General features: G+C 78.0%; 1 protein-coding gene. It reads left to right on the top strand.

Going from position 1 to position 8,259, the window contains the following annotated elements:
• Positions 1-17: 17 nt before the first annotated feature.
• A complete protein-coding gene (locus FMEAI12_RS30945; RefSeq protein WP_368672126.1) occupies positions 18-8,240 on the top strand; it encodes an SDR family NAD(P)-dependent oxidoreductase in 8,223 nt (2,740 codons plus the stop codon).
• The last annotated feature ends 19 nt before the right edge of the window (positions 8,241-8,259 follow it).

The raw sequence follows: 8,259 nt of genomic DNA, 5'->3' as shown, positions 1-8,259 counted from the left end.
GGGCTGGTCGGTCGGGGGTGGGGGCTGGTCGGGTGGAGGTGGCGGCGGTGAACGGGCCGTCGGCGACGGTGGTCGCCGGGGAGCCTGCGGGGTTGGATGAGCTGCTGTCCGTGTGGGAGGCGGAGGGTGTTCGGGTTCGTCGGTTGCCGGTGGACTACGCGTCGCACACGGTGCAGGTGGACCGGGTGCGCGACCGGCTGATCGCGGAGCTGGCCGGGATCGTCCCGCGTGTGGGGACTGTCGAGATGTGGTCCACGGTCACCGGCTCCCCGGTTGTTTCCGGGCAGCTTGACGGGGAGTACTGGTTCCGGAACCTGCGGTCGACCGTCCGTCTGCATGAGGTCGCCGACGCGTTGGTGGGCGAGGGGCACCGGGTGTTCGTGGAGATCAGCCCGCATCCGGTGCTGACCGCGGCGATCATCGAGACGGCCGAGGCGGCCGGTGTCCCGGACGCTGTGGTCGTGGGGTCGCTGCGGCGCGGCGACGGCGGGCTGGACCGGCTGGCGGCCGGGGCGGCGCAGCTGTGGGTGCGCGGTGTTCCGGTGGACTGGGCCCCGCTGGTGGCCGGCGGTCGGCAGGTGGACCTGCCGACCTACCCCTTCCAGAACCAGCGCTACTGGCTGCTGGGTGACGGCCGCCCGGCCGGCGGTGCCGCATCCGGCGGTGGCGCGGCCGGTTGGACGGATCTTGACGGGCTGCGGTACCGCGTCGGTTGGCATCCGCTCGGTCCGGAGCCGCCGCGGGCCGCCCCGGCCGCCGCTACCGGCCGATGGCTGGTGGTCACGCCGTACCCGGCCGCCGATGGCGTACCGCCGCTCGCTGCCGACGCCGTGCGCGCCCTGGCCGAGGACGGCGCGGAGATCGTCAGCGTCCCGGTCGGCCCCGCCGAGCTCACCCGGGAGGGCCTCTCCGGGCGCCTGCGAGCCGTGACCGGCGCCGGGGAGAGCGACCCGCGGGGCGTGCTGTCGCTGCTCGCGCTGACCGGCACGGCACACCCCGACGGGCCCCCGCGCGCTGACGGCGCTGACGGCGCTGACGGCGCTGACGGCGCTGACGGCGCCGTGGGCACGGTTGGTGCCACAGCCACCCTGCTACTCGTCCAGGCCCTGGGCGACGCGGGGATCGGCGCGCCGCTGTGGTGCCTCACCCGCGGTGCCGTGTCCGTCGGCGGCGGTGACCCGGTGACCGACCCGGCGCAGGCGCAGACCTGGGGGCTGGGGCGGGTGGCCGCGCTGGAGCACCCGTCCCGCTGGGGCGGCCTCGTCGACCTGCCCGACACGCTGGACGGGTCCGCCCGGCGCCGGCTGGCAGCGGTTCTGCGTGGCGCGACCGACGAGGACCAGGTCGCGATCCGGGCGGGCACGGCCTTCGCCCGTCGGCTGCTGCGCGCGCCGCTCGGCGGGGTCGAACCCGCCCGGCGCTGGCGGCCCCGCGGAACCGTGCTGGTCACCAGCACCGGACCGCTCGGCCCCCACCTGGCCGGATGGCTGGCCGAGCGGGGAGCCGGGCATGTCGTGCTCGCCGGATCGCACCGCGCGGACGATCCCGACATCGCGGCGCTGCGCCACGGCGCGTTCACCGGGGACGTCCGGCTGACCGTGGCCACCTGTGACCTCGCGGACCGGGAGGCGTTGGCCGCGGTCGTCCGCGGGCAGGCCACCGACGGCGAGGGGATCCGCGCCGTCGTGCACACCGCCGCGCTGCTCGGGCTGCGCCCGCTGGCCGACACCTCGGTCACCGACCTGGCCGGCGCGATCGCCGCCAAGGCCACCGCGGCCGACTGGCTCGACGAGCTGTTCCCCACCGACGACCTCGACGCGTTCGTGCTCTTCTCGTCGGTCGTCGGCGTGTGGGGCGGCGCCGACCACGCCGCCTACGCCGCGGCCAACGCCCACCTGGACGCCCTGGCCGTGCGGCGGCGTGCCCGCGGCCTGCCGGCCACCTCGATCGCCTGGGGGCTGTGGCGCCCGCTGGCGGAGAGCGGCAGCGCCGGCGCCGCGGCAGCCGAGGACCCCGGCGTGCGGCGGCAGCGGGCACGGGGGCTCGGCTACCTCGAGCCGGACCGCGCCCTCGAGGCCCTGCGGCAGGTGCTGGACCACGACGAGACCCACACCGTCGTGGCGGAGATCGACTGGACGCGGTTCATCCCGGTCTTCACCTCGGCGGGCCGCCGCCCGCTGTTCGACACGCTCGCAGAGGACGCCGAGGCTGCTGGTGAGGCCCGGCCGTCCGGCGTCGCGGACGGCGACGCCTCCCCGGCCGCGTCCGGAACCGGCTCGCCGCTGGCCCGGAGACTCGCCGCGCTGCCTCCGGCCGAGCGGGACCGGGCCCTGGTCGAGACGGTCCGCACCCGGGCAGCGGCCGTGCTGGGGCACTCCGACGCCACCGCCGTGGAGGCGCACCGGGCCTTCCGTGACCTCGGCTTCGACTCGCTGACCTCCGTCGACCTGCGTAACGGGCTCGGCGCGGCGCTCGGCCTGCGGCTGCCGTCCACGCTGGTGTTCGACTACCCGACCCCGTTGGCGCTGGCGGAGTTCCTGCGGGTGGAGATCACCGGCGGCGACGCGGACGACGCGCCCGCCGCCGGCGTCCCGGGCGCTGTGGCGTCCCGCGACCGGAGCGGGCACGGCGGTGAGCACGACCTGCTGGACGCCGAGCCGGTGGCGATCGTGGCCATGGCCTGCCGGCTGCCCGGTGGCGTCGACTCCCCGGAGGACCTGTGGCGGCTGCTGGCCGAGGGCCGGGACGCGATCGGCGGGTTCCCGGCCGACCGGGGCTGGGATCTCGACGCCCTGCACGATCCCGACCCGGAGCGGTCCGGCACCTCCTATGTGCGCCACGGCGGCTTCCTGGCCGGGGTCGCCGACTTCGACGCCGAGTTCTTCGGCATCAACCCCCGCGAGGCCCTGGCGATGGACCCCCAGCAGCGGCTGCTGCTGGAGCTGTCGTGGGAGGCGGTGGAACGCGCGGGCATCGACCCGTCGACGCTGCGCGGCACCCCGGGCGGGGTGTTCGTCGGCACGAACGTCCAGGACTACGGCCCGCGCGCGCTGGCCGCCGGGGCGGAGACGGAGGGCTACATCGGCATCGGCAACGCGGCGAGCGTCATGTCCGGGCGCATCTCCTACACCCTGGGGTTGCAGGGGCCGGCGGTGACCGTCGACACGGCCTGCTCGTCGTCGCTGGTGGCCCTGCACCATGCCGTCCAGGCGCTGCGGCGGGGGGAGTGCTCGCTGGCGCTGGCCGGCGGCGCGGTCGTGATGTCCTCCCCGCTGATGTACGTCGAGTTCAGCCGCCAGCGCGCGCTGTCACCGGACGGCCGCTGCCGGGCCTTCGGCGCGGGCGGCGACGGCACCGGCCTCTCGGAGGGCGTCGGCCTGCTGGTTCTCGAACGGCTCTCCGACGCCCGCCGGGCGGGCCGTCCGGTGCTCGCCGTCGTCGAGGGCACGGCGGTCAACTCGGACGGCGCGTCGAACGGGCTGAGCGCGCCGAACGGCCCGGCGCAGCAGCGGGTGATCCGCCAGGCGCTCGCCGTCGCCGGGCTGTCGCCGTCCGAGGTGGACGCGGTGGAGGCGCACGGCACCGGGACGAAGCTCGGCGACCCCATCGAGGCGCAGGCCCTCATCGCCGCGTACGGCCGCGACCGGCCGGCCGGTCGGCCGCTGTGGCTGGGGTCGCTGAAGTCCAACATCGGGCACACCCAGGCGGCGGCCGGCGTGGCCGGTGTGATCAAGATGGTGCTGGCCATGCGGCACGGGGTGCTGCCGCGCACCCTGCACGCCGACGAGCCCACCCCGCAGGTCGACTGGGACGGGTCCGGCGTCCGGCTGCTGACCGAGGAGGTCGCGTGGCCGGCCCGCCCGCTCCCGGACGGCGCCCCGGCGGGGCGGGAGCGGGCCGGCGAGAGTGGGCCGCGGCGGGCCGCGGTCTCCGCGTTCGGCATCAGCGGCACGAACGCGCACGTGATCCTCCGCGAGGCCCCCGCCACCGAGGAGCCGCGGGTCGGGCCGGCGTCGTCACCGGCGTCGTCGCCGCGGCCGGTGCCGCTGCTGGTGTCGGCGCGCACCACGGAGGGGCTGCGCGCCCAGGCCCGCCGGCTGGCCGCCCACCTCGACGACCGTCCCGGCCCGGCCGCCGCGGATGTCGCGCTGGCCACCGCGGCGACCCGGGCCGCCTTCGACCACCGGGCGGTCGTGGTCGGCGCCGACCGCGACGAGCTGCGGGCCGGCCTCGTGGAGCTCGCCGGCGACCAGGATCCCGCCGACGGGACCGCCCCCGCTGCCGGGACGGCCCCCGTCGACGGCATGGCCCCCGCGGGCGTCGGCCGGCCGGGCGGCCTCGTCGTGCGCGGCGTGGCCGTTCCCGACCCGCGCGTGGTGTTCGTCTTCCCCGGGCAGGGATCACAGTGGTCCGGCATGGGCCGGGAGCTGCTGGAGTCGTGCCCGCCGTTCCGCGAGCGGATGACCGAGTGCGCCGCGGCGTTCGAGCCCTACCTCGACTGGTCCCTGCTGGACGTGATCCGCGGGGCCGGTGACGCGCCGCCGCTGGAGGCCATCGAGGTGATCCAGCCCGCGCTGATGTCGATGATGGTGTCGCTGGCCGCGGCCTGGCGCGCCCACGGGGTGACGCCGGCCGCGGTGGTCGGCACCAGCCAGGGGGAGGTCGCCGCCGCGCACGTCGCCGGTGCTCTCTCCCTGGCCGACGCGGCCCGGATCATCGCGCTGCGCAGCAGGCTGCTGGCCACCCGCCTGCTCGGCCGGGGCGCGCTGGCGTCGGTCGGGCTGCCGCCCGCGGACGTCGCCGCCCGGCTCGACCGCTTCGGTGGCCGGCTCGCCGTCGGCGGGATCAACGGGCCGCGGCAGGTCACCGTCGCCGGCGAGACCGGCGCACTGGACGACCTGGTCGCCGAGCTCACCGCCGAGGGTGTCCGCGCCCGGCTGGTCGCGGCGTCGGTCGCGACGCACTGCGCGCAGGTGGACGGCATCCGTCCCGAGCTGATGGAGATCCTGCGCCCACTGGCTCCCGCCCCCGCCCGGATCCCGGTCTACTCGACGGTGACCGGGGGGCCGCTGGACGCCGTGGCGCTGGACGCCGAGTACTGGTACTCCAACACCCGGGAACCGGTCCTGCTCGACGGCGCCGCGCGGGCGCTGCTGGCCGCCGGATTCGACACCTTCGTCGAGGTCAGCCCGCATCCGGTGGTGGGATTCGGGCTGGCCGAGACGGCGCACGACGCCGGCCGGGACGCCGTGGTCGTCAGCACGCTCCAGCGTGGCCGCGGGGGTGCCGACCGCCTGCTGGCCGCGCTGGCCGAGGTGCACGTCCACGGGGTCGGCGTCGACTGGCGGGAGGCGTTCGCGGGCACCGGCGCCCACCCGGCCGACCTGCCCACCTACGCCTTCCAGCGCCGGCGGTTCTGGCCACGGCCGGCACCGGCCCGCCCGGCCGACGCCGTCGCCGCGCCGGGCCGCGACGGCCCGGCTCATCCGCTGGTCACCGCCGCCGTCCCGATGGCCGACGGGGGCCTGCTGCTGACGGCCCGGATCAGCCCGGCCGCGCAGCCGTGGCTGGCCGGCCGGACCGTGGCCGGCGTCCCGGTCGTGCCGGACGGGGTGCTGCTGGAGCTGGCCATCCAAGCGGGCGACGAGGTCGGCTGCCCGGAGGTGACCGACCTGGCCCTGACCGGGCCGCTGGTGCTGCCGGAGAGTGGGGCGCTCCGGCTCCAGCTGCACGCCGGAGCACCGGACGGCACCGGGAACCGCGCGCTGACGGTGCATGCCCGTCCCGACGGGGCCCCGGCGGACGCGCCCTGGACCGCGCACGCCACCGCGACGCTGGCGGGCACCGCCGACCCGGCCGCGTCCGTACCCGACCCGCGGGCGTGGCCGCCGCCCGGCGCGGTTCCGGTGGACGTCGACCGGCTGTACGGCGAGCTGCTCGCCGCCGGTCACGGCCACGGGCCGGACGGCCCGCGGCTGACCAGGGCCTGGCAGGCGGGGACGGAGCTGTTCGCCGAGGCCGTCCTGGACGGCGAGCACGAGGTGGCCGGGTTCGGCCTGCACCCGGTGCTGCTCGAGGCGGCCGGCCACCTGGCCCTGTGGGGACGGCTCCCGGCAGCCGGCGCCGAGCCGCCCGCGGAGCCGCCCGCGGTGTCGGAGCCGGTGGTGGCGGTCGACGGCGGCTACCGGGGCGTGCGGCTGTACGCCACCGGCGCGCGGGCGGTGCGGGTGCGTGTCGGCCCGGCGGGCGCCGGCGCGGTCTCGGTGGAGCTGGCCGACCACACCGGCGCGGCGGTCGCGGCCTACGGCTCGACCGGCCTCCGGCCGCTGGCCGCCGCCCGGCTGCGTGCGCTGCGCGCCTCGGCGGCGGACGCGATGTTCGCCCTCGACTGGGTGCCGGTGGCCCCCGCACGGGCCTCGGGTGCCGGCGCGCCGGGCTGGGCGGTGCTCGGGCCGGACCCGCTCGGGCTGCGCACGGCCCTCGCGCTGGCCGGCGTCCACGCCCCGGCCTGCCCGGACCTGGCGGCGGCCGCGGCCCTGCCGGCCATCCCCGAGGTCGTGCTGGTGACCAGCGACTCGGCCGCGGCCGGCCCGGATCTCGCGGCGGCCGCGCGAACCGCCCTGCGCTCGGTGCTCGCCCTGGCGCAGGAATGGCTGCGTGACGACCGGTTCGCCGCCGCCCGGCTGGTCGTGGTCACCCGGGGGGCGGTGGCGGTCGGCGCGCACGACGACGTCACCGGTCTCGCCGACGCCGCGGTGTGGGGCCTGCTCGGCTCGGCGGCGGCGGAGAACCCGGACCGGTTCCTGCTCGTGGACGTCGACGGGACGCCGGCGTCGGAGCGGGCCCTGCCGGCCGCGGTCGCCTGCGGCGAGCCGCGGGTCGCCCTGCGCGAGGGCGCCGTCCTGGGACAACGCCTGGTCCGCGCGCCGGTCGCCGGCGCCGGTGTCGACGCCGGCCGGGCACGGTGGCGGCCGGACGGGACGGTGCTGATCACCGGTGGCACCGGCACGCTGGGCGGGCTGGTCGCCCGGCACCTGGTCACCGGCTACGGGATCCGCAACCTGCTGCTGGTCAGCCGCGGCGGAGCCGGTTCGCCCGGCGTCGCGGAGCTGACCGACGATCTGACCGCCCTGGGCGCGCGGGTGACGGTGGCGGCCTGCGACGTCGCAGACCGCGCCGCGCTGACCGGCGTGCTCGCCGCGATCCCCGCGGCGCATCCCCTGACGGCGGTCGTGCACGCCGCCGGCACCCTCGACGACGGGGTGTTCTCCGCGATGACCCCGGAACGCCTCGACACCGTGCTGCGACCCAAGATGGACGCCGCCCTGCACCTGCACGAGCTCACCCGGGGCGACGACCTGGCCGCCTTCGTTCTGTTCTCCTCGTCCGCGGCCGCGTTCGGCAGCGCGGGGCAGGCGAACTACGCGGCCGCCAACACCTTCCTCGACGCCCTGGCGCACCACCGGCGGGCAGCCGGCCTGCCCGCGCTCGCCCTCGGCTGGGGGTACTGGGCCCCGCGCAGCGCCCTGGCCGGGCACCTCGACGCCGCCGCGCTCGACCAGCGGATGGCCGCCAACGGGCTGCGGCCGATCTCCGCCGCGGCCGGCATGGCGCTGTTCGACGCCGCGCTCACCGCGGACCGCCCCGTGCTGCTGCCCATGCGGCTCGACCCGCGGGCACCGCGGGCGGGGGCCGTCCCGCCGCTGCTGCGCGGCCTGGTCCGCCACCCGGCCCGGCGGTCGGTCGACGGCGCGGCCGATGATCCGGTCGAGACGCTGGCGCGGCGGCTGGCGGGGGCCAGCGGCCCGGAACGGGACCGGGCCCTGCTCGACGTCGTGTGCGCCACCGCCGCCGCGGCGCTGGGGCACATGTCCGCGGCGGAGGTGGCACCGGACCGGCCGTTCCGGGAGCTCGGTTTCGACTCGCTCGCCTCGGTGCAGTTCCGCAACCGGCTGACCGCGGCGACCGGGTTGCGCCTGCGGCCGATGCTCGTCTTCGACTTCCCGACACCCGAGGCCATCGCCGGCCACCTCCGCGACCAGCTGTTCCCGGAGGTGGCTCCGGCCGCCGCGGGTCCACCCGCCGCCGCGCCTGCGCCCGCGCCTGCGTCCGCGTCTGCGCCCGCGGGCCCGCCCGACCCGGAACCGCCGGCCGCGCCCGGCGGCGGCGAGCCGGCCAGCGCGTTCGACGAGATGGACGCCGAGACACTGGTCCGGCTGGCCCTCGGCGAGGGCACCTGACCACCGCCCCGACCCCGAC

It is taken from the genome of Parafrankia sp. Ea1.12 (assembly GCF_900465275.1).
Classification (GTDB): Bacteria; Actinomycetota; Actinomycetes; order Frankiales; family Frankiaceae; genus Parafrankia; species Parafrankia soli.
Note: the sequence above shows the minus strand (reverse complement) of the source record. Positions and strands in the feature narration are given on the sequence as shown.